Raw genomic sequence first — 20,368 nt, 5'->3', positions numbered from 1 at the left:
CCGGCTCACCGCGCGCCGGAGCGCGCGGGGTGGTCGTCGCCGAGGCGGTCGCGGCGGTCGGTGCGCAGCCGCGACCGGAACGTGCCGTCCTGCGGGAAGCCGCCGTACAGCCCCCGCTCGCGCAACGCCGGGACGAGGAGCTCGGCGAAGTCCTCGACGGATCCGGGCGACAGGAACGGGTGCAGCAGGAAGCCGTCGACCCCCGACTCCTCGACGAAGGCCCCGATGGAGTCGGCGACCGTGTCGGGCGTGCCGAGGAAGCGGTCGTCCGCGAACGCGGTCACTTTCGAGAACTGGCGGCGCACGTCTCCGGCGGTGAGCACGGGCGCGTCGCTGCGCGTCTCCTTGGTCTGCGTCGCGTTCGTGCTGCGCTTGACGAGCGGCTCGTCGTCGGCGTACTGCGAGAAATCGATCCCGCCCCACCCGGCGTAGGCCGCCAGTTGCGCCTCCGCCGCGTAGTGCGCCTGCAGCGAGTCGATCTTCTCCTGCACCGCGACCGCGGTCGGGGCGACCACGAGGTTCATGCCCACCACGGCGCGGATCTGGGAGGCATCCCGCCCCAGCTCCTCCGCCCGACGGCGGATGCCGGCCAGCCCCTCGCGCACCGCGACCGGATCGGAGTCGCCCACGAAGATCAGCTCGGCGTGCCGGGCGGCGAACTCGCGGCCGCGCGGCGACCATCCGGCCTGGATGACCACGGGGGTGCGTTGGGGCGACGGGGTCACGAGGTGAGGACCCGCGACCCGGAAGTGCTCGCCGACGTGGTCGATGCGGTGCACCTTGGCGGGGTCGGCGAAGACCCCGGACGCCTTGTCGCCGACGAAGGCGTCGTCGTCCCAGCTGCACTCCCACAGCGCGTACGCGACCTCGAGGAACTCGTCGGCGCGGTCGTAGCGGCTGTCGTGGGCCATGACGTCCAGACCGAAGTTCGCCGCGGCTCCCGGCAGGTACGACGTCACGACGTTCCAGCCGATCCGCCCGCCGGTGAGGTGGTCGAGAGTGGAGAAGCGGCGGGCATGCGCGAACGGGTGCTCGTACGTCGTCGACACCGTCGTCCCGAACGCGATGCGGTCGGTGACCGCGGCGAGCGCCGGGATGTGCAGCATCGGGTCGAGCGCCGGGATCTCCACGCCGTGACGGATCGCGGTCTCGGCCCCGCCCCGGTACGTGTCGTACAGCCCGAGCACGTCGCCGAAGAAGAACAGGTCCATGCCGGCGTCCTCGACGCGCCGCGCCTGGTCGGTCCAGTAGCGCAGCGACGTCGCCGACAACCGGTCGTCGGCGGGGTGGGTCCACAGGCTCGCGGCCGAGGAGCCGTTGCCGACGCAGGCCTGTTCGTAGAGGCCGAACAGCAGCGGGCGGGGGTCAGACATGGGCGGTGGTCCGTTCGTGATCGGCGGTGGTCGCCCAGCGGACGCGGCCGCCGACGACGGTGAGGGATGCCTCGGCGGGGCCGTCCTCGACGAGCTCGGCGAGGGCGTCGCGCGGCGTGGCAGAGGCGACCGGGAAGACGGCGAGGTCGGCGCGGGCCCCCGCCCGGAGGACGCCGGTGTCGGCATCCAGTCCGAGGGCGCGCGCGCCTCCCGTCGTCGCGGCCGCGAACAGGCGCGCGTGGAGGTCGTCATCGGCGTACCCCTGGGCGCGGGCGATGTCCGCGAGCGCGGCGACGTCCTGCCACGGGGAGAGGCTCGGCGACGACGACAGCGAGTCCGTGCCGACGGCGATGGCGTTGCCCTCGCGCAGGTACGCGGCCACCGGGGGCGGGTCCAGGCCGATCACGGCGTTCGAGCGGGGGCACAGCGCCACGCCGACGCCGCGGGCGCGCAGGAGCGCCCGGTCGTCGGCATCCACGTAGATCCCGTGCGCGAGATGCGTCGTCGGGGTCAGGGCGCCGAGGTCGTCGAGGTACCGGATGACACCCGTGCCGACGCCGCCGTCGCGGAGCAGGGCGAACTCGCCGCGTCCGTTGGCCCGCCACCGCTCGGCGAGATCGCCCGTCCCGGAGCGCACGTACGCGTCCTCCCACGCCGATTCCGCCGCATGGATGTGCTGGCGCACACCGAGCGTTCGGGCGAGGCGCGAGAGATCGCGCAGCACTGCCGTGTCGAGCGAGTAGATCGCGTGGGGCGACAGACCCGTCGCCGGCGGGGTGGGGAGGGCCGCGAGCTCGGCGCGCACCGTGCGCTCGCCGTTCTCGGCCCACGCGCGCTCGGTCCAGCCGAGCACCTCCCAGAACGCGATGCCGTGGAGCCCCGCGTCGTGCACGGCGGAACCGGCGGCGGCATCGGTGACGATCTCGGCGACGGCCGTCGTGCCGGAGCGCAGGGCCAGGGCGGCGCCGGCCGCGGCCGACGCGCCCCAGTCGCGGGGGACAGGGTAGAGCTCCATGAAGGCGCTCATCCACGCCTCGAAGCCGGTGTGCTCGGCGAGGCCGACGGCCGCCATGTCGCTGTACTGCAGGTGCGTGTGGGCGTTGACGAGACCGGGGGTCAGCGCGCCGTCCCACTCGTGCAGCTCGGCGTCGGGGCCGGCGGCGGCGAGCACCTCGTCGGCGGGACCGACGTCTCGGATGCGACCGTCCGCGATCGTGACGGCTCCGTCCGTCAGCGGCGGGGAGCCGGGGGAGAGGACGACCGGGGCGCGGTGGACGACGACGGTCACTCCTCGCCCTCCTCGGGATTCCACGTCGCGAGGAACGCCTGCTGCGCCGCGGACGGCGCGTCCAACGTGCCGCCGAACGAGGAGAGGGCGATGGCGGCGACCTCGTCGTCGGCGGCCCGGGGCAGGTCGTGCACCCCCGGGGCGAGGTCGGGGGTCGAGAGCACATGGGCGACGGAGGCGAGCTGGACACCGAAGGAGAGGTCCATGATCTCCACCGGGTTGCCTTCGGCGGCGCTGACGTTGAGGCAGTTCCCGTCGTCGAGGACGTGGACCTCGGCACCGCTCGGCATCCGGAGGATCGAGACGGCTCCCGTGCGCGCGATCTCGACGGCCCCCGCCGCGCGAGCGGCATCCAGGGCGATCTCCTGGCCCACGCCGCCGCCGACCGCGACGACCGCTCCGTCGCGGAGCGCATCGAGGTGCGGGACGTCGATCGTGTGACGGATGCCGGTGGCCGAGATGACGATGTCGGCGAACCGCACCGCCTCCGCCAGGGTGCGCACCTCGAACCCGGCGAAGGCCGCCTGGAGCGCGGCGACCGGATCGGTCTCGGTCACGACCACCCGCGCGCCGAGCGCGGCGGCGTGCTGCGCGATACCGGTGCCGACGCGTCCGAACCCGACGACGGCGACGGTCGCGCCGCGGAAGGAGCGGTCCGCCACGTCGGCGACGGCGAACACGACCGACTGCCCGGTGCCGTGCATGTTGTCGAACAGCGACTTCGACCGGGCGTCGTTGGCGGCCACGACAGGGATGCGCAGCGCGCCCTCGGCCTCCATGCGCCGCAGCGGCCGTACCCCCGAGGTCGTCTGCTCGGTCGCCCCGCGCATCTCCGCGACGACGTCGGGGCGCTCGAGGTGGGCGAGGCGGATCGTCGAGGCGCCGTCGTCGACGATCACGTGCGGACGGTGCCCGAGGAGCGCCAGGGCGTTGGCCCGGTCCTCGGTGCGGTCGGCGTCGGCGCGGGCGTAGGTCGGGATGCCGGCGTGGGCCAGCGCCGCAGCCACCGCGTCGTCGGTGTTGCGACCGGCGGAGGTGACGGTCACGTCGGCCCCGGCCTCGGCCAGCGCGAGCGCGATCGTCGCGGTCTTGGGCTCGAGCACGTCCGAGACGCCGATGCGGACCCCGGCGACGGTGCCGTCGCGGGCGAGCCGGGCGGCGAGCGCCGTCGTCACGGGCATGTGGGCGCGGGCCCACTCGATCCGGTCGTGCCCGGCCCGCCACAGCCCCGGGTCGGCGATCCGGCCGCTCACGGGGTCACCGCCGAGGCGAAGGCGTCGTCGGCGCCGGTGATCAGTGCCGCGATCAGGGCGTCGACGAGGTGGAGCTGCGCCGAGGTGGGTCGCTCGCCCTCGACGGGGAGGGGCGAGGGCATCTCCACCAGGGATCCGTTCGGGGTCGTGCGCACGTGCGGGCGCGGGGACGGCAGGTCGGCGGCATCCACCGGTCGGGGGGAGGCATCGGCGACCAGACCCCGCACGTCGGTCGCCGTGAGGCCGTCGTGGCCGACACCCGTCAGGATCGTCACGGGCGTCGAGCCGGGCGCGGCGACGGCCTCGACGCGGATGCCGTCGAGCCGGGCGGCGAGTCGTTCGACCGGATCGTCGGTCGCGCGCACGACGGCGGCCCCCAGACGTCGCAGCACCGTCGTCAGCGCGGTGGCCGGCGCGCCGTCACCGATGATGCGCACCGTGCCTCCGGCGAGCGTCAGGTTCGTGCGGGCCGACAGTGCCAGCACGACCTGCTCGGCCCGCAGGTGGCCGTACAGGATGCCGAACGCCCGCGAGGCGAGCGGGTCGGGCGCCGCGGGATCGTGGATGACGTCGAGGTCCCAGGCCGAGCGGAGATCGGCGCGGAGGTCGGCGGGCACGGCGGGAAGAGGGCCGCCGTAGGAGAGCGCGACGGGCCCGACCGGACGCGCGTCGAGGAACCCCCGCGCGATCGGGAACACGGCGTCGGGCCCGGCGGGGGCGGCGGACGTGGAGGACGACACGGCTCGAACGTAGGGCGCGACGCCCGTCCGACGCGAATCGATGACGCCGCATCTCTAGGATGTGGCCGTGACGTATTCCCTCTCCCCGGAGTCGTACCGGACGCTGCGGCCCGAGCGGCCGCCGCGTCCCGCGCGCCGGGGCTGGGACCTCGTCATCACGGTCGTGCTGCTCGTCCTCCTGCCGCTCGCTGCCCTCGCCTGCTCGTACGCGGGGTTCTTCCTCGCGTTCGCGTCCGACGCCTGCGGCTCCGTGACGTGCGACTACGGCGTGATGAACTTCGGCCTCTGGTTCGCCGTCCTCGCCCCGTGGGTCGTGCTGCTGCTGACCGTGGTCGTCGCGATCATCCGCCTGGTGCGGCACCGCATCGCCTTCTGGGTGCCGCTGACGGGGATCGCCCTCATGGCCGTGACGTGGTTCGTCGCCGCCGCGATCGTCGGCGCCGGGGTCTCGGCATCCTGACCTCCTCCTCACAGGTGCTGCCGAGCCTGCGGCCGTAGGCTTCGTGCGGGCGTCCGGACGGGCGGCCGATCACCGAGCGCGAAGGCACCCGATGACCGACAGCACCCTGACCCTGCGCGGCGCGTCCGCGGACTCCTCCTCGGGCGACGAGTCCTGGCTGACGTCGCTCGCCGACTGGACCGTCTCGCTGATGGAGATCATCGGCCCCATCGGCGCCGGCCTCGCGATCGCGCTGGAGAACCTCTTCCCGCCGCTCCCGAGCGAGGTCGTGCTCCCGATGGCCGGACTCACCGCCAGCCGCGGCTCGTTCACGCTGTTCGAAGCACTGCTGTGGACCACTCTCGGCTCGGTCGTGGGCGCGTTCGCTCTGTATGGACTCGGACGCTGGCTCGGAGCCGCCCGGCTCCGCGCGATCGCGGCGAAGGTCCCCCTGCTGCACCCCGAGGACGTCGACCGCACCGTCGCGTGGTTCGAGCGGCACGGGGGCAAGGCCGTGTTCTTCGGCCGGATGGTGCCGATCTTCCGCAGCCTCATCTCCATCCCCGCCGGCGTCGCGAAGATGCCGCTGTGGCGCTTCGGCCTGCTCACCGCCGCCGGCAGCCTCATCTGGAACACGATCTTCGTGCTGGCCGGGTACCTGCTCGGCGAGAACTGGCACGTCATCGAGCAGTACGCCGACGTCCTGAAGTACGTCGTCATCGTCGGAGTCACGGTGGGGGTCGCGTGGTTCTTCTATGCGCGCGTGCGCTCGTTGCTCGCCGCGCGCCGCGACGCGTGACCGGGGCGGGCGGATAGGTCGCCGTCGAACCAACGGCGCTCCTCGCTCAGCGGGCCCACAAGACCCGACCGTAGACTGGAGTCCGTGCCCGCAGACCGCCTCCATCTCGTGCGCCACGGGGAAGTCCACAACCCCCGCCGCGTGCTGTACGGTCGGCTCCCCGGATTCGGGTTGAGCGTCGACGGCCGTCGCATGGCACGGCAGGCCGCCGAGTACGTGCACGCGCTCGAGCGCCCGATCGGCGCCCTCGTCGTCTCGCCGCTGCAGCGCACGCGCGAGTCGGCCGAACCCTTCGTCGGACTCTTCGGCATCGAGCCGTTCATCGACGATCGCGTCATCGAACCGACGAACGTGTTCGAGGGCCGACGGATGAAGAAGGCCCTGGCCAACCCGCTGAACTGGCGGCACCTCTCCCGCCCGGCGGTGCCCAGCTGGGGCGAGCCGTACGAGCGCATCGTCGCGCGCATGACCGAGGCGATGGCCGACGCCTGGGACCGCGTGCCCTCGGGCGACGTCGTCGTCGTCTCCCACCAGCTCCCCATCTGGGTGACGCACCTCGCGCTCTCCCAGCAGCCCACCCGCCACGACCCCCGCAAGCGCCGCTGCGCGTTGTCGAGCGTCACGAGCTTCGAGCGGCGAGACGGCGCCGCCGGCTCCTCGCGCTGGGTCGAGGTGGCGTACGCCGAGCCGGCCGCGACGGCCGGAGCCGTCGACGTAGGAGCCGTGTGATGCGCCGAATCCTCTCCGCCGCCGCCGCCCTCGCGCTGGTCGCGGGCCTCGCCTCGTGCAGCGCCGACCCGCTCGCCGAGCAGTACCGCGCTGGCGACAACAAGGGCTACATCGCCGCCAACGGGTTCCAGACGCAGGAGCTCGCCCCCGAGAACCGCGGCGAACCCGTGGACTTCTCCGGCACGCTCGACAACGGCTCCACCGCCTCCAGCGCCGACTACGCCGGCAAGGTGCTCGTCGTGAACTTCTGGTACGCCACCTGCGGCCCGTGCATCATCGAAGCGCCGCGCCTCGAGCAGGCCTACCAGACGTTCGAGGGCCAGGACGTCTCGTTCCTCGGCGTCAACACGTACGACCAGCCCGCGACCGCGCTGTCCTTCGCGCGTGACAACGGGGTGTCGTACTCGAGCCTGATGGCGGTGAGCGACGCCGAACTGAAGTTGGCGTTCGCCGACAAGACACCCATCAACGCCACCCCCACGACCCTGGTCCTCGACCGGCAGGGTCGCGTCGCCGCGCGCATCATCGGCGAGCTGCCCGAGGCATCCATCCTCGAGGCGATGGTGCGCACGGTCCTCGCGGAGACCACGTGAACCCGGGCGCCCTCGTCTTCGACGGCGCGCTCTGGCTCGCGATCCCCATCGCCCTGGCCGCGGGGCTGATCTCGTTCCTCTCCCCGTGCGTGCTGCCGCTCGTCCCGGGCTACCTCGGCTACATCGGCGGCGCCGTCTCGCCGCGCGGGGGATCGGCATCCGCGCCGGCCCGGTCCCGGCTGGTGTTCGGCACGCTGCTGTTCATCGCCGGATTCACGCTGGTGTTCATGGCCGTCAACGTCTTCAGCGGCACCGTGGGGATGTTCTTCCTGCGGTACGCCGACGTGATCACCCGCGTGATGGGCGTCGTCATCATCCTCCTGGGTCTGGTGTTCGTCGGGCTGTTCGGCCTCGCCCAGCGCTCGGTGCGTCTGCAGGCCCGCGGCAACCTCGGCCTCATCGGCGCCCCGCTGCTGGGCATCGCGCTCGGGGTCGGCTGGACCCCGTGCATCGGCCCGACCCTGGCGGCGATCCTCTCGGTGTCGTACAACCTGGGCGACCCCGGCCGCGCCGCCCTCCTGGGCCTCGCGTACTCGCTGGGCCTCGGCATCCCGTTCCTGCTCCTGGCCCTCGGGTTCGGGTGGGCGACCCGTTCGGTGGCGTTCGTGCGCCGCCACATCCGGCTCGTGAACCTCATCGGCGGCGCCCTGCTGATCGTGCTCGGCCTGCTGATGGTGACCGGCCTCTGGGGCACGTGGATGTCGACGCTGCAGGGGGTGATGCAGGGTGTCCAACTCCCGCTCTGACCTCTCGCACGACCGGAAGAAGACCGTGACCGAACCCACCGACGGCGTGCTCCGCCCGTCCGACCACGCCGACTCCGCGCCCCCGTCCGGCGACGACGTCGTCTCGCCGCGCCTCGGCGTCGTCGGGTGGCTGCGCTGGGCGTGGCGCCAGCTCACGAGCATGCGCACCGCGCTCGTGCTGCTGCTGCTGCTCGCGATCGCCGCGGTCCCGGGATCGCTCGTCCCGCAGCGCAGCGCCGACCCCAACGGCGTCACGCAGTACTTCACGGACAACCCCGACCTCGCGCCGGTGTTCGACAAGCTCAGCCTGTTCGACGTCTACACGTCGCCCTGGTTCTCGGCGATCTACATCCTGCTGTTCATCTCGCTGATCGGCTGCGTGCTGCCGCGCACCAAGCACCACTGGAAGGCCCTGCGGGCGCAGCCGCCGCGGACGCCCGCGCGGCTGTCGCGCCTGGACGACCATCGCACCGTCGACGTCCCCGTGCCGCCGGGGCAGGATGCCGCGACCGTCGCGGCCGCGGCCGTCGGCTCCGCCGCGGCGCAGCTGCGCAAGAGCGGCTACCGCGTCGCCCGGTACGACGGGCGCGGCGCCTTCTCGGTCTCGGCCGAGCGGGGGTACCTGCGCGAGACCGGCAACCTCGTCTTCCACGCCGCGCTCGTGGGCGTGCTCGTCGCCGTCGGCGTCGGCGGCGGCTTCACCTACACCGGGCAGCGCGTCCTCGTCGAGGGACAGGCGTTCACCAACAGCCTCCTCGACTACTCGTCGTTCAATCCCGGCCGCTTCGTCGACAGCAACGCCCTCGCTCCGTACTCGATGACGCTCGACCGCTTCGACGTCACCTACGTGCCGCCCGGACAGCCCGGATCGGGGCAGGCCGGCGACTTCGCCGCCAACGTGACCACCCTCACCCCGGACGGCCAGAGCCAGGACGGACAGGTTCGGGTCAACCACCCGCTCGACGTGCAGGGCGACCGCGTCTACCTCCTCGGCAACGGCTACGCGCCGACGGTGACCATCCGCAACGCCGACGGCGTGGAGGTGTTCCACGACTCCGTGGCATTCCTTCCCCAGGATGCCAACATGACCTCGCTCGGCGTCATCAAGGTCGCCGACGGCATGCCCGAGCAGCTCGGTCTCATCGGATTCTTCTACCCGACGATGGACACCCTCACGTCGGGGGCGCTCACCTCCACCTACGGCGACCTCGAGTACCCGGTCCTCACGCTGCGCGTGTACGCGGGCGACCTCGGTATCGACAACGGCACCCCGCGCTCGGTCTACACCCTCGACCCCACGGGCATGACCCAGATCGCCGGCGGCGACAGCGGCACCCCCGCCCTGCGCCTCATGCCCGGCGAGACCCAGGACCTGCCGAACGGCCTCGGCACCATCACGTTCGAGAACGAGGCGCCGGACGGTGCCACGGGCTATGCCGGGTCGGTGAAGCGCTTCGCGTCGCTGTCGATCCACCGCGACCTCGCGGGGCCCTGGGTGCTCGGCTTCGCCGCGCTCGCGACCCTCGGCCTGCTCGCCGCGCTGTTCGTACCGCGCCGTCGCATGTGGGTGAAGGCCACGACCCACGGCGACAGCGTCCGCGTGGAGTACGCGGGCCTCGCCCGCGGGGAGGATCCCACGCTCGCCGCCGCGGTCGACCAGGTCGTCGAACGGCATCGCCCCTCACTCCCGGCTCCGAAGACGCAGAGCCGCCCCTCCCGTCCGGCTTCGGACGACCAGAGCCGCCCCGACCCCGGAAAAGTAGACTGACACCATGCCCGGAACCGACCCGCTGCTCCTCGACGAGATCTCTCTCCTGCTCGTGTGGACGGCCGTTGCGATCTACGTGCTGGCCTTCATCGCGTACGCGATCGACCTGGCCCGCCGCTCCGACCTCGCGATCAAGGCCAAGGACGAGGTCGTCGCGCGCGAACTGGTCACCGCGGGCGGCGGCGGCGTCATCGACGCGTCGCCGCGGTCGTCGGCATCCGGCCCCTCCTCCGCCAAGCCGCGCTACCTGTGGGCGCGCATGGGCACGGCGCTCGTCGCGCTCGGATTCCTCTTCCACCTCGCGGGAACCGTGTTGCGCGGCGTCGCCGCGGGGCGCGTGCCGTGGTCGAACATGTACGAGTTCGCGCTGACCGGCGTGCTTCTCGTCGTCGCGGTGTACCTCGTCGTGCTGACCCGCTTCGACCTCCGCTTCCTCGGTGCGCTCATCACCGGGCTCGCCATCGTGCTGCTGGGCGGAGCGACACTGGCGTTCCATGTCGAGGTCGTGCCGCTGGCCGATCCGCTGAAGTCGGTGTGGCTCGTCATCCACGTCTTCGTCGCGTCGTTGGCGACGGCGCTGTTCGCCCTCGCCTTCGGGCTGTCGGTGATGCAGCTGCTGCAGACGCGCCGGGAGCGCAAGCTCGCCCTCGCGGCGTCGTCGGACGCCCCGGCCCCTCGGCGCAGCTTCCTGCAGACCCTGCCGAACGCCGACGCGCTCGAGTCGCTCGCCTACCGTTTCGCGATCGTCGGGTTCATCTTCTGGACCTTCACGCTCATCGCCGGGTCCATCTGGGCCAACGACGCCTGGGGTCGCTTCTGGGGCTTCGACACCAAGGAAGTCTGGACGTTCGTCATCTGGGTGCTCTACGCCGGATACATCCACGCCCGCGCGACCCGCGGCTGGCGCGGCACCCGCTCGGCGTGGCTCTCGATCATCGGCTTCGCCGCCGTGCTGTTCAACTTCACGATCGTCAACGTCTTCTTCAAGGGCCTCCACGCCTACTCCGGCCTGACCACCTGAGGTCGCGGGGGTCTTTGCGGCATCCGAGTGTCCAAGACACGCCGTATGCGCGCATCGAGACGCGGCGTGTCTTGGACACTCGGCCGGAGCGATCACGGCGACCAGCCACGGGACGCAAGGGCGCGGCGCACCGGGTCGACGATGTCGCGCTCGGGCGACTCCATGTGGTGAGACACGATCCGCACCAGGATCCAGCCGGCGTCACCGATAGCGCGCCATCGATCCGCGTCGCGACGAAACTGCTCGTCGAGCGCGTGGTGACGGCCGTCGTATTCGACCGCCACGCGATAGTCCCGATACGCCATGTCGAGGCGGGCGACGAACCGACCGTTCGAGTGCAACGTCCAATTCAGCGACGGTTCAGGGAGCCCCGCGTCGACGAGCACGAGTCGTACCGCGGTTTCACGAGGTGACTCCACCCCCGGGCGCACTCGCTCGACCGCGCGACGCAATACCACCGAACCCCTCCCGGTGAACTCCGCGACCGTCGCTTCGAGCGTCGCCTTCGGGATGCCGCGAGCCAGCAGCCAATCTCCGATGCCCACGAGCGCGTGCTCGGAGAGTGAGCCCGCGAGGTGGGCCCAGGTGGCGACCGGCGTTGTGACCGGCAGCCCTGCCACGGTGGTGGTGTCCTCAGCGTCCATAGTGATGCGATGACCGACGACGCCGACGGTTCGCGGTTCTCGGGACGGCGGCGCTGCGCTCACATGCAGGGTTCCCGCCCCCGGACGCTGAGGAACGGGCATTCCCCACAGCGCCGCGGCAGTTTCGTGGCTGAACGCCTGGCCGCTACGGAGACGAGGAGCGTACAGGCGACAACGGTCGAGCGTTTCGGTCGAGGTCGTCCCGAAACGCGCACGCACGCCGTGGAACGGAGCCCAGACGTCGCGCGCGACCAAGCGCCGTCGGGGAACGCCGAGGTCGTCGGCATCCCGGACATGGAACGCATCGGGGAGACGCGGAGGGAGGGGGCGAGGACGCACCCTCCCATCTCAGTCCCAGCGGTTCGAGTGCGCGGCGCGCTCTCCACAACAGCACCGCTGTGGAGGAGCCGTCGCGAAGCACCTCACCCGATCGAGTGTCCACGACACGCCGCGACGCCGTGGAGCCATACGGCGTGTCTTGGACACTCGACCGAGTGCACACGCACGCGCCCCGGCGCCGCGCCCGCCTACGCGGGCTGGGCGGCGGTGCGGACGGACGCCGTACGGCGGCGGACCACGACGAGCGTCGTCACGATCAGAGCCAGCACGGCCCAGACCGCCAGCGCCACGATCCCGGTGCCGACGCCCCCCGACGACGCGAGCGCGCCCAGCATCGCGGAATACGCCGGCGATGTCGGCAGCAACGCGGCGAACCCGGCGAGCACGGGTGGCACCGTCGAAACGATGTTGGCCGCGATGGCGAGCGCTCCGACGATCGCGGCGATCCAGCGGCCGGCGCCGCCGAACACCGCGACGAGCGCCTGGTTCACGGCGGCGAAGGCCACGCCGGCGGCGATGCAGACGAGCGCGAACAGCGCCCAGTCGCCCCAGTCGTAGTTGGATGCCACCTGCACCACGGCGGCGACGAGGAGCCCCTGCACGGCGCCGACGATCGCCGCGGGGGCGAAGCCGCGGAGGGCGACGAGCCCGGACGCGCGCCGGCTCGTGAGCGCCCGCGCCGACACGGCCTGGAACGCGACGAACGACGCGACCCCGCCGAACCACAGCACGGCCATGGCCAGCAGCGGGACCGCCGAGATGCCGAAGAGCGACGTGCTCACGCCCGTGGCCGACACCGGGTCGGCGACGACCTTCGCGAGGTTCGTGGCCTGCGCGTCGGTGTAGGCGGGCAGCTGGGCGACGGCGGTGTCGAGTCCGTCGGCGAGCGAGGAGGTTCCGGATGCCACCTGCTGGACGCCGTCCGCGAGTTGCGCGGAGCCGTCGCGGGATGCGGAGACACCGGATGCCACCTGCGCCGCGCCGGAGCTGAGCGCGGCGGCGCCGGCTCCCAGCTGACGCGTGCCGTCGGCCACCTGGCTCGCGCCGGTGCTGAGGCCGTCGATGCCGCCGGCGATCGTGTCGATGCCGTTCGCGGCCTTGAACCCGCCGTCGGCGAGCTTCTGGTTCGCGTCGGCGATCGCGCGGACTCCGGCGGGGAGCTTCGCCGCCTGACCGGCGAGAGTGCCGATCTGGGTCACCGTCTCGGTGGCCTGCGGGAGCGCCGCGTTCGCGTCGGCGGCGGCCTTCTTCAGCGCGTCGCACTGCGCGGGCGTGCCGGTGCACTCGTCCGCCGCCTTCTGCAGCGCCGCGGCCGCCTCCACGAGCGCGTCGTTCACCTTCGGGGCTGCGTTCGAGAGGTCGGTCGCTGCCTGCGCGAAGCCCGGCGGAATCTGGTCGGCCAGGTCGTTGATCTCGGCCGCCAGCGCCTTGTTGCCGTCCGCGAGGTCGCGGACGCCGGAGGCGGCCTCGCGCGTCCCCCCGGCCAGCGCGGTCGCGCCGCCGGCGATCTGCGAGGCGCCGTCGGCGAGCGGGGTCGTGCCGCCCGCGAGCTGCTGCGCGCCGGACGTGACCTGATCGGCGCCGTCCGAGAGCTGCCCGAGGCCGTCGGTCAGCGTGGTCGCGCCGGTCGCGGCCTGCCCGGCGCCGTCGGCGAGCTGGTGCGCGCCGCTGGCCGCCTCCCCGAGCTTCTGGCCCAGGGTCGTGAAGCCGAGGAACACGTTCGTGAGGTACTGCGACGACAGCTCGGTGCCGAACACGGAGGAGGCGGTGGATGCCAGCTGCGCGGTGATCGCGCCGTCGACCACCCGCGCGTCGGGGGCCGTTTCGAGCCCGATCGTCGCGCGTTCGGGGGTCTCGCCGGGGCGGGTGGACAGCGCCGCCGAGGTGAAGTTCTCCGGGATGGTGACGACGGCGGTGTAGGTGCCGTCCTTCAGGCCCGCCGCGGCATCCTCGTCGTTGGAGATGACCCAGTCGATGTTGCTCGGCTGGTCGTCCGCGCCCTGGACGAGCCCGCCGGTGAGCTGCCGGCCCAACGGCACCGTCTGGCCGTTGAGTTGTACGGGCTTGTCGTCGTTGACGATCGCGGCGGTGATGTTGTCGAGGCGATCGGTCGGGTTGTACAGCGCTCCGACGAGGATGCCGCCGATCACGGCCGGCAGCAGGAGGACGCCGATGAGGGTCAGCCAGGTCACGGGGCGACGCGAGCGGGAGCGCTCGACGGGGACGGTCATGCGAACACCTCGGAGAGATCGGTGGAGGACTCGGGGGCCGGGCGGTGCCGGTGGGGCGCGGGGAGCGCGAGCGAGGTCACGTCCGGGCGGTGGGCGTCGGCGAGGAGGGCGAGGGCGCGACGCTCGTCGCGGGCCGACACGACGAGCGTGAACGCCGTCCCGGCGTCGTCGGCGCGCTCGCGCGCGGCGACGACGGCGCGTCGGAGTTCTTCGGCGACGTCGGAACGGGTGTCGGCGTCGAGCCGGTCGACGTCGCACAGCACCGCGAGGCGTGTGCGGCCGGCGAGCGCCCGGGCGACCTCGTCGACGGCGGATCCGGGATCGTCGAGGAGCGCCAGCCCGACGCGGGAGCGGACGGCGCCGGCTCGCTCGGGGAGCAGGAGGCCGTCGACGCGCAGGCGACCATCGACCGCGGAGAGTCGGCCGGCGAGTGCGAGCAGGAGGGGGCGCGTGACGCGCGTCTCGCCGGTCACCAGCAGGGTGCCGCCGTATCCGACGCGCAGGTGGACGTCGGCGAACGCCGGCTCCTCGTCGTCGGAGGACGTGGCGGCGCGCAGGTCGTCGGCGGCGAGGGCGATGGCGGGCTCCGTCGGCCAATCCCGCAGGCCGATCTCGCGTTCGACGGCCTCGCCCTCGACGTCGAGCTTGGGGAGCAGCCGGTCGAGCCAGCGCGGCATCCACCACGCCTTCGCTCCCAGGAGCGCGAGCACCGCGGGGACCAGGGTCATGCGCACGAGGAACGCATCGACGGCGACGCCGACGGCGAGGCCCAGCGCGATCGGCTTGAGGCTCGAATCGCCTTCCGGCACGAACGCGACGAACACCGAGAACATGATGACCGCGGCGGCAACGACCACGCGGGCCGAGCCCATGAAGCCGCTGCGGACCGCCCCCAGCGCGACCTCGCGGGGCGTGCGGCCCTCGCGGTCGGCGTGCACATAGTCCTCGCGCATGCGTGAGACCAGGAACACCTGGTAATCCATCGCCAGGCCGAACAGCACGCCCATGAGCACGATCGGCATGAAGCTGATGATCGGTCCGACCTTCGCCACGTGCAGCGCGTCGGCGAACCAGCCCCACTCGAACACGGCCGCGACGACACCGAACGAGGCGGCCACCGACAGCAGGTACCCGCCCGCGGCGGTCAGCGGCACCCAGATCGAGCGGAACACGATCATGAGCAGGATCAGCGACAGTCCGACGACGAACAGGCCGAACGGCAGCAGTGCGGCGCCGAGCTGGTCGGAGATGTCGATGGTGACGGCGGTGTACCCGGTGACGAGCAGCCGGACGCCGAACTGGTCGTAGAGACGGTCTTCGGCCGCGCGGAGCTCCCGCACGAGGTCAGCCGTGCGGGGGTCCTCGGGCCCCGTCTCCGGCACGATCTGCACGATGCCGGTGTCGGCCGTCTGGTTCGGGGTCGCCAGGGCGACCTGCGCGACGCCGGGGATCTTCGCGACCTCATCGCCGATGTCGGTCATGAGGGTGAGCGGGTCGTTCGAGGTGACGATCGTGCCGGTCATGATGAGCGGACCGTTGGCACCGGGCCCGAAGTACTCGTCGGTCAGCTCGTAGGCGGTGCGCGCCTCGTTGCCCGGGGGCAGCTGTCCCGCGGTGGGGAGCGTGAGCGCGAGGCTCCCGGCGGGGATGGCGGTGACGCCGAGCAGACCGATGACGGCGACGGAGGTGACGACGGGATGCCGCGTCACCAGGCCGACCCAGCGCTTGGCCGGGCCGTTGCGCTCGGTGCGGGCCTTGCGGGCGGCCGCCTTCCCGGCGCGGGCGGCCTCGGCCGCGGCGTCGGCCTCGGCGCTCTGCTCCGCCGTCATCGTGCGGCGGCGGCGTCCGGACGTCCGCTTGCGGGCGAAGCCCCAGCCGACCACGCGGCCCTTGGCGAATCCGAGGAAAGCGGGCGTCAGCGTCAGCCCGATGCACACCGCGATGGCGACGGCGACGGATGCGGCGACGCCCATGGTGGTCAGGAACGGGATGCCGGCGAAGCCGAGGCCGATCAGGGCGATGAGCACCGTGATGCCGGCGAACACGACCGCCGAGCCCGCCGTGCCCGTGGCGCGGGCGGCGGATTCCTCGGGGTCCATGCCGCCGCGCACTTGATCCTGATGTCGCGACACGATGAAGAGGGCGTAGTCGATGCCGACGGCGAGTCCGAGCATCACCGCCAGCAGGGGCGTCGTGGAGGACACCGTGGCGAAGCCGGTCGCGATGAAGATGAGGGCGACGGAGAGCGCGACGCCGAGGATCGCCGTGGCCAGCGGCATCCCGGCCACGAGGAACGAGCGGAACGTCAGCATGAGGACGATCGCGGCGATCACCACGCCGAGGGCTTCGGTGATGCTCGCGCCGGGGATCTCGGTGGCGAAGAGCTGACCGCCCAGCACCGCCTGCGACCCCGCGGGGAGGGCGGTGCCGAGCGCCGTGGTGGCCTCGCGCAGGCCGTCCTCGGTGGCGGTGGGCACCTCGGTGGCCTCACCCGAGAACTGGATGCGGATGATGGCGGCACGGTCGTCGTCGGACACCCCGCCGGAGATGCGCTCGTCGAACGGGTCGGTGACGGCCTCGACGAAGTCGAGCTTCTCGATGTCGGAGATCGTCGTACCGATGGCATCCTGATATCCCTGGTCGCGGACACCGGCTCCGTCGGCGGAGACGACCACGATGTCGGCACTGGCGCCGCTCACCTGCGGGAAGGTGCGCGAGAGCATCTCGAGACCGGCCTGCGACTCGGTCCCGGGGATCGCGAACGTGTTGTCGGTGCCCTTGGCGAAGAGCGCGACCCCGCCGCCCGCGAGCACGAGGATGAGCAGCCAGGCCGAGAGGACCCGCCACGGGTGGCGGAACGACCAACGGCCCAGGGTGTACAGGAATGTGGACACGGTGGCTGCTCCCGAGGTCGGCGGTGGGTCGATACAGCACCGTATCGGATACAACAATGTATCGTAGTCGTCGGGGTGCGGGGCCAACCTGAGTCTCGCCCGTGAAGCCAGAGGAGCGCCGCATGACCGACACGGCACCGGCGCCGTCGCGACGACGCGAGAACACCCGCACCAGACTCATGGATGCCGCGGCCCAGCTGTTCGCCGAAGAGGGCATCGACGCGACGTCGGTGGAGGCCGTCTGCGAGCGCGCCGGATTCACCCGGGGCGCCTTCTACTCGAACTTCGCCTCGAAGGAGGAGCTGTTCCTCGCGCTGTGCGAGAGGTCGGCGGAGGCGACGCTCGCGACGCTGCGCGAACGCATCGCCTCGCTCGAGGCGAACGACCTCGACGCCCACACGGAGCTGCGCAATCTCGTCCAGCAAGTGCTCGAGATCGCCGCCCAGGATCGACTCGACGTGCTTCTGAACGCCGAGATCCGCACGCAGGCGCTGCGCAACGCGGACTTCGCCGTGGCGTACCTCGCCCTCGACCGGGGGCTGTCCGAGAACGTCTCGCACCTCGTCCGCGACATCGCCGAGGCGCGAGGTCTGCGCCTGAGGGTTCCCCCGGAGGCCGCGACCGAGCTGCTGCTGTCGATGTGGGTCTCGGCGACGGAGCACGCGCTCATCGCCGGTCGCGACCCGCGCGCGGCGCAGCCCGAGCTCGCCGCTCGGCTCTCGCACATCCTGACGCTCATCCTCGAGTGAGGTCGGCCTCCCGGAGGCGGTAGCAGCGCGTCAGGCGCTGCAGCCACCAGTCGCGCCGGTCGGCGGATGCCTCGACACGGTCGAGCGAGGCTGTGGTCGGGCTCGCGCGGGTCACCGGGAGCGCCCCACCCTGCGGACGCAGGGGTGAGGCGACGACGTCCTCGGTGAACAGCGCCGCGGTACCGAGACCGCAGTCGAACTCCAGGTCGGGCAGGGCGGAGGCGAGGGCCAGTCCCATCGACAGCCCCACTGACGTGTCGAGGGCGCTCGACACCACCGCGGGAAGACCCGCCTCCGCGACGATCGCGAGAGCGGCGCGCACCCCGCCGAGCGGCTGCGCCTTGATCACCAACAGGTCGGCCGCTCCCGCGCGGGCGACCCGGAGCGGGTCGCTCGCCTTCCGGACGCTCTCGTCCGCCGCGACGGGGATGTCGAGATAGCCGATGCGCTCCCGGAGCTCGGCGAGCTCCTCGACCTCGGCGCACGGCTGCTCGATGTACTCGAGGTCGAACTCGGCGAGGGCGTGGACGGCGCGTTCGGCCTCGTCGACGTTCCATCCGCCGTTGGCGTCGATGCGGACGCGTCCCTCGGGGCCCATCGCCGCGCGCACCGCACGCACCCTCGCCACGTCGTCGGCGAGCACCTGGCCCGCTTCGGCGACCTTCACCTTGGCCGTGCGGCATCCGTCGTAGCGGGCGAGCACGCCGTCGACCTCGGACGCGGGCACGGCGGGGACCGTCGCGTTGACGACGACGCGGGTGCGCACCGGGGGAGGGGTGGGATGCCAGCCGAACTCGAGTGCGGCCGCGAGCCACGTCGCGGCCTCGGCGTCGCCGTACTCGACGAACGGCGAGAACTCCGTCCATCCCTCGGGACCCTCGAACACGACGGCTTCGCGCGTCCGGATGCCGCGGAACCGGGTGGCGAGGGGGAGGGCCACGACGCGGGCGGTGGCGAGGACGTCGGCGAGCGGCGGGAGGGGACTCATCCCCCCATCCTGGCCTCGGTGTCGGACACCGGGAATAGGCTGGCGGCATGCTCTTCGACACCCCGGTCCGGCTCGGCGTCCAGATCCAGCCGCAGCACGTGCAGTACTCCGACATCCGCGACGCCGTCTTCCGTCTGGAGGAGATGGGGGTCGACATCCTGTTCAACTGGGACCACTTCTTCCCCCTCTACGGCGACCCCGACGGCGAGCACTTCGAGTCGTGGACGATGCTCGCCGCCTGGGCCGAGCAGACCGAGCGCGTGGAGTTCGGCGCGCTGGTCAACTGCAACAGCTACCGCGGGGCCGACCTGCAGGCCGACATGGCCCGCACGGTCGACCACATCAGCAAGAAGGGCGGCGACACCGGTCGCTTCATCTTCGGCACCGGATCGGGCTGGTTCCAGCGCGACTACGACGAGTACGGCTACGACTTCGGCACGGCGGGGTCCCGCCTGAACGCGCTCGCGAGCGATCTCGACCGGATCGTCGACCGCTGGGGCAAGCTCAACCCCGCCCCCACCCGCAAGATCCCGGTCATGATCGGCGGCAAGGGCGAGCAGAAGACGCTGCGCATCGTCGCCCGCCACGCCGACATCTGGCACAGCTTCGTCACGCCCGACGAACTGCCCCATAAGTTCGGGGTCATCGAGCGCTGGGCCGAGACCGAGGGGCGCGACCTGTCGGGCCTCATCGTGTCGAACGAGCTCAAGGACCGCGACGAGACCGTCGCCGACGCGCTGTACGACGCCGGCACGCGCCTGTTCACGCTCGGATTTTCCGGTCCCGACTGGGACTACTCGATCATCGAGCGGTGGCTCGCCTGGCGGGACAGCAAGAACGCCTGAGTGACGTGAAGGTCTCCGACATCTTCGACCCGGCCGAGTGGACGCTCGCGCCCGGGGCCGAGGACTACACCGACATCACCGCCCACGTCACGCACGACGGCCGGGTGGCCCGCATCGCGTTCGACCGACCGGAGGTGCGCAACGCCTTCCGCCCGCACACCGTCGACGAGCTCTACCGGGCCCTCGACATCGCCCGGCAGGACCACCGCATCGGCGTCGTGCTCCTCACCGGCAACGGTCCGAGCCCGAAGGACGGAGGCTGGGCGTTCTGCTCGGGCGGCGACCAGCGGATCCGCGGGCGCGACGGGTACAAGTACTCCGACGACGAGACGTCGGTCGCCGACCACGGTCGGGCGGGGCGTCTGCACATCCTCGAGGTGCAGCGACTCATCCGCTTCATGCCCAAGGTCGTCATCGCGGTGGTCCCGGGATGGGCGGCGGGCGGCGGTCACTCGCTCAACGTCGTGTGCGATCTGTCGATCGCGAGCGCGGAACACGGTCGCTTCAAGCAGACGGATGCCGACGTGGGGTCGTTCGACGCCGGTTACGGCTCGGCCTACTTCGCTCGTCAGATCGGGCAGAAGTTCGCGCGCGAGGTCTTCTTCCTCGCCGAGGAGTACTCCGCGCAGCGGGCGTACGAGATGGGCGCGATCAACCGCGTCGTCCCGCACGCCGACCTCGAGCGCGAGGCGCTGGCCATGGCCCGGACGATCCTCACGAAGTCGCCGACCGCGATCCGCATGCTGAAGTTCGCGTTCAACGCGGTCGACGACGGGCTCGTCGGGCAGCAGCTGTTCGCGGGCGAGGCGACGCGGCTCGCCTACGGCACCGACGAGGCGGCCGAGGGCCGCGATTCGTTCCTCCAGAAGCGCGACCCCGACTGGTCGGGCGTCCCGTGGCACTACTGAACCCGGGATGCCGCGCCCCGG

General features: G+C 72.1%; 18 protein-coding genes. 10 read left to right on the top strand and 8 right to left on the bottom strand.

Annotated features, from left to right (window positions below; all coding sequences use genetic code 11):
• Positions 1 to 5: 5 nt before the first annotated feature.
• From QM517_RS07430 to QM517_RS07415, 4 genes are read right to left on the bottom strand one after another with little or no spacing between them, the layout of a single operon-like run.
• The gene (locus QM517_RS07430) at positions 6 to 1,373 is read right to left on the bottom strand and encodes an NtaA/DmoA family FMN-dependent monooxygenase (RefSeq protein ID WP_283286276.1); all 1,368 of its coding nucleotides are present in this window, start codon (positions 1,371 to 1,373) and stop codon (positions 6 to 8) included.
• Positions 1,366 to 2,661, bottom strand: coding sequence for an amidohydrolase family protein (locus QM517_RS07425; RefSeq protein ID WP_283286274.1), 1,296 nt, complete (start codon positions 2,659 to 2,661; stop codon positions 1,366 to 1,368). The genes QM517_RS07430 and QM517_RS07425 overlap by 8 nt, the downstream gene beginning before the upstream one ends.
• On the bottom strand, positions 2,658 to 3,914 hold the full coding sequence (locus tag QM517_RS07420) for an adenosylhomocysteinase (protein WP_283286271.1): 1,257 nt from the start codon (positions 3,912 to 3,914) through the stop codon (positions 2,658 to 2,660). The genes QM517_RS07425 and QM517_RS07420 overlap by 4 nt, the downstream gene beginning before the upstream one ends.
• A complete protein-coding gene (locus QM517_RS07415; RefSeq protein WP_283286269.1) occupies positions 3,911 to 4,654 on the bottom strand; it encodes a hypothetical protein in 744 nt (247 codons plus the stop codon). The genes QM517_RS07420 and QM517_RS07415 overlap by 4 nt, the downstream gene beginning before the upstream one ends.
• Positions 4,655 to 4,721: 67 nt before the next feature.
• Here QM517_RS07415 and QM517_RS07410 point away from each other — a divergent pair, with 67 nt between their 5' ends.
• The 7 genes from QM517_RS07410 (at position 4,722) to ccsB (ending at position 10,749) form a co-directional block, all read left to right on the top strand.
• Positions 4,722 to 5,114 carry a hypothetical protein gene (locus QM517_RS07410; RefSeq protein WP_278102560.1) on the top strand — a complete coding sequence of 131 codons (393 nt, stop codon included), beginning with the start codon at positions 4,722 to 4,724 and terminating at the stop codon, positions 5,112 to 5,114.
• Positions 5,115 to 5,205: 91 nt separating this feature from the next.
• On the top strand, positions 5,206 to 5,892 hold the full coding sequence (locus QM517_RS07405; protein WP_077052397.1) for a DedA family protein: 687 nt from the start codon (positions 5,206 to 5,208) through the stop codon (positions 5,890 to 5,892).
• 84 nt (positions 5,893 to 5,976) lie between these two features.
• Positions 5,977 to 6,621: a histidine phosphatase family protein gene (locus tag QM517_RS07400; protein ID WP_077052396.1), complete on the top strand. Its 645-nt coding sequence runs from the start codon at positions 5,977 to 5,979 to the stop codon at positions 6,619 to 6,621.
• Positions 6,621 to 7,214 carry a TlpA family protein disulfide reductase gene (locus QM517_RS07395; protein ID WP_077052395.1) on the top strand — a complete coding sequence of 198 codons (594 nt, stop codon included), beginning with the start codon at positions 6,621 to 6,623 and terminating at the stop codon, positions 7,212 to 7,214. Before QM517_RS07400 ends, QM517_RS07395 begins: the two co-directional genes overlap by 1 nt.
• A complete protein-coding gene (locus tag QM517_RS07390; RefSeq protein WP_283286265.1) occupies positions 7,211 to 7,960 on the top strand; it encodes a cytochrome c biogenesis CcdA family protein in 750 nt (249 codons plus the stop codon). Before QM517_RS07395 ends, QM517_RS07390 begins: the two co-directional genes overlap by 4 nt.
• A gap of 25 nt (positions 7,961 to 7,985) precedes the next feature.
• On the top strand, positions 7,986 to 9,728 hold the full coding sequence (gene resB / locus QM517_RS07385; protein ID WP_283286264.1) for a cytochrome c biogenesis protein ResB: 1,743 nt from the start codon (positions 7,986 to 7,988) through the stop codon (positions 9,726 to 9,728).
• 4 nt (positions 9,729 to 9,732) lie between these two features.
• Positions 9,733 to 10,749 (top strand): c-type cytochrome biogenesis protein CcsB, encoded by a 1,017-nt coding sequence (gene ccsB / locus QM517_RS07380; RefSeq protein ID WP_283286262.1) that lies wholly within the window; start codon positions 9,733 to 9,735, stop codon positions 10,747 to 10,749.
• Between the two features lie 92 nt (positions 10,750 to 10,841).
• Here the strand turns inward: ccsB and QM517_RS07375 are convergent, their stop codons facing one another.
• The 3 genes from QM517_RS07375 to QM517_RS07365 form a co-directional block, all read right to left on the bottom strand.
• Positions 10,842 to 11,393 carry an endonuclease domain-containing protein gene (locus QM517_RS07375; RefSeq protein ID WP_283286260.1) on the bottom strand — a complete coding sequence of 184 codons (552 nt, stop codon included), beginning with the start codon at positions 11,391 to 11,393 and terminating at the stop codon, positions 10,842 to 10,844.
• Positions 11,394 to 11,920: 527 nt separating this feature from the next.
• A complete protein-coding gene (locus QM517_RS07370) occupies positions 11,921 to 13,963 on the bottom strand; it encodes a YhgE/Pip domain-containing protein (RefSeq protein ID WP_283286258.1) in 2,043 nt (680 codons plus the stop codon).
• The gene (locus tag QM517_RS07365) at positions 13,960 to 16,857 is read right to left on the bottom strand and encodes an MMPL family transporter (RefSeq protein WP_283286256.1); all 2,898 of its coding nucleotides are present in this window, start codon (positions 16,855 to 16,857) and stop codon (positions 13,960 to 13,962) included. The genes QM517_RS07370 and QM517_RS07365 overlap by 4 nt, the downstream gene beginning before the upstream one ends.
• A gap of 122 nt (positions 16,858 to 16,979) precedes the next feature.
• Here QM517_RS07365 and QM517_RS07360 point away from each other — a divergent pair, with 122 nt between their 5' ends.
• A complete protein-coding gene (locus tag QM517_RS07360) occupies positions 16,980 to 17,606 on the top strand; it encodes a TetR/AcrR family transcriptional regulator (RefSeq protein ID WP_077052389.1) in 627 nt (208 codons plus the stop codon).
• Here the strand turns inward: QM517_RS07360 and QM517_RS07355 are convergent.
• Complete coding sequence (locus QM517_RS07355; RefSeq protein ID WP_283286255.1) at positions 17,593 to 18,594, bottom strand: o-succinylbenzoate synthase; 1,002 nt, start codon at positions 18,592 to 18,594, stop codon at positions 17,593 to 17,595. The two genes, QM517_RS07360 and QM517_RS07355, sit on opposite strands and share 14 nt — an antisense overlap.
• A gap of 47 nt (positions 18,595 to 18,641) precedes the next feature.
• Here QM517_RS07355 and QM517_RS07350 point away from each other — a divergent pair, with 47 nt between their 5' ends.
• Both QM517_RS07350 and QM517_RS07345 read left to right on the top strand, forming a co-directional pair.
• Entirely contained in the window at positions 18,642 to 19,439 is a 798-nt protein-coding gene (locus tag QM517_RS07350) for an LLM class F420-dependent oxidoreductase (RefSeq protein ID WP_283286254.1), read from the top strand.
• A 5-nt stretch (positions 19,440 to 19,444) separates the two neighbouring features.
• Positions 19,445 to 20,347 carry a 1,4-dihydroxy-2-naphthoyl-CoA synthase gene (locus tag QM517_RS07345; RefSeq protein ID WP_283286253.1) on the top strand — a complete coding sequence of 301 codons (903 nt, stop codon included), beginning with the start codon at positions 19,445 to 19,447 and terminating at the stop codon, positions 20,345 to 20,347.
• Positions 20,348 to 20,368: the final 21 nt, after the last annotated feature.

Source organism: Microbacterium sp. IEGM 1404, assembly GCF_030056775.1.
GTDB lineage: Bacteria > Actinomycetota > Actinomycetes > Actinomycetales > Microbacteriaceae > Microbacterium.
Note: the sequence above shows the minus strand (reverse complement) of the source record. Positions and strands in the feature narration are given on the sequence as shown.

Bases quoted from the DNA above. Each gene is read 5' to 3' on its own strand.
- ccsB (WP_283286262.1), top strand. From the start codon at position 9,733: ATGCCCGGAACCGACCCGCTGCTCCTCGACGAGATCTCTCTCCTGCTC.
- QM517_RS07375 (WP_283286260.1), bottom strand. From the start codon at position 11,393: ATGGACGCTGAGGACACCACCACCGTGGCAGGGCTGCCGGTCACAACG.
- QM517_RS07370 (WP_283286258.1), bottom strand. From the start codon at position 13,963: ATGACCGTCCCCGTCGAGCGCTCCCGCTCGCGTCGCCCCGTGACCTGG.
- QM517_RS07430 (WP_283286276.1), bottom strand. From the start codon at position 1,373: ATGTCTGACCCCCGCCCGCTGCTGTTCGGCCTCTACGAACAGGCCTGC.
- QM517_RS07395 (WP_077052395.1), top strand. From the start codon at position 6,621: ATGCGCCGAATCCTCTCCGCCGCCGCCGCCCTCGCGCTGGTCGCGGGC.
- QM517_RS07405 (WP_077052397.1), top strand. From the start codon at position 5,206: ATGACCGACAGCACCCTGACCCTGCGCGGCGCGTCCGCGGACTCCTCC.
- QM517_RS07360 (WP_077052389.1), top strand. From the start codon at position 16,980: ATGACCGACACGGCACCGGCGCCGTCGCGACGACGCGAGAACACCCGC.
- QM517_RS07355 (WP_283286255.1), bottom strand. From the start codon at position 18,594: ATGAGTCCCCTCCCGCCGCTCGCCGACGTCCTCGCCACCGCCCGCGTC.
- QM517_RS07350 (WP_283286254.1), top strand. From the start codon at position 18,642: ATGCTCTTCGACACCCCGGTCCGGCTCGGCGTCCAGATCCAGCCGCAG.